Origin of the sequence: Sagittula marina (assembly GCF_014196795.1) — a bacterium.
Taxonomy (GTDB): Bacteria; Pseudomonadota; Alphaproteobacteria; order Rhodobacterales; family Rhodobacteraceae; genus Sagittula; species Sagittula marina.
Genome location: NZ_JACIEJ010000044.1, coordinates 1 through 1,148, shown reverse-complemented (window position 1 = coordinate 1,148; position 1,148 = coordinate 1). Strand labels below are relative to the sequence as shown.

Annotated in this window: 1 pseudogene; it reads right to left on the bottom strand. The window is 60.0% G+C overall.

The features are described from left to right. Window positions 1-43 precede the first annotated feature (43 nt). Window positions 44-1,103: pseudogene (locus tag GGQ68_RS24075) on the bottom strand (IS5 family transposase). Window positions 1,104-1,148: the final 45 nt, after the last annotated feature.

The window sequence follows — 1,148 nt, the reverse complement described above, 5'->3', positions numbered from 1 at the left end:
GCAAATTGAGGCCTGAACGCACTTCCCCAATCCCCGGACAGACTTATCCTGCGGCCTCGGTGATAGGTATGCCAAGAGCGGTGTAGCGGTTGAGCACTGCGACGCGCATCTGGATTTCCGCGACTTGCCGGTCGAAGTCCCTTGCCATGGCGCTCTGCCCCAGCAGCTTCACACAATGCATCCACTGACCGGCAGGGTATTTCCGCAGGAAATGTCCCGAGAGGTTTGGTTTCGACACGGCTTCGACGGTGGTATCCGCTCCACCGTCGCCACAGGGCACGGCCCAGGTATCGCGATGCATTGACTGCTTCGTTTCTGGCGATGGCCCCGGCCCTCGTGTTGCAGGGCTTGGCGTACTTGCGCGGTGGAATAACGGCATGAGCGCCACGGACCGCAATCGCATCGTGACATTTGCGCGTGTCGTACGCCCCGTCAGCGGTCACTGACCCGATGGTCTGATCGGGTGGGATCTGCGCAAGCAATTCCGGCAGCATCGGGGCATCCATTGCCCGGCAGGCGCATGCGCAGCATGCTGCCGAGAGGGGCCGACATTGCTGGTGGTGACCTCCACGGCTCGCACCTCCAGGGTTTCTTCGTCGATCCCGATGTGTATCTTGCGCCAGTTGCGCCAGTTGCGCCGTTTGGGACCGCCATGCTTGCGTGCCTTCCATTCGCCTTCACCCTCGGATTTGATGCCGGTGCTATCAATCAAGCGGTTCAGCGGGTCGGTTCCGTCACGGTACGGAAGGCTGACTTTCAGGGTCTTCTGACGCCGACATGGCGTGCTGTAGTCCGGGACCGACCAGTCCAATCCGATCAGCCTCAACAGGCTTTCCACGAAGCCCGTGGTTTGCCGCAACGGCAGGCCAAACAGGATTTTCAGCGTAAGGCAGGTCTGGATCGCAGTATCGCTAGATTGCTGCTGTCCCCCGCGCTTACCGCTGGGACGCGGCACCCAGATCATGCCCGGATCGAACCAGACCGATAGTGACCCGCTCTGCTTAAGCGCGCTCGCCATTGTGCTCGAACCAATGGCGCATCAATGGCTCGCTGTACGAAGGCCAATTCATGATCTTGTATTTCGTAGGGGACCAACTGCTCAACCCACCCAGCTATCATGCTGGTTTCACACAGTGAATCCCTCACCT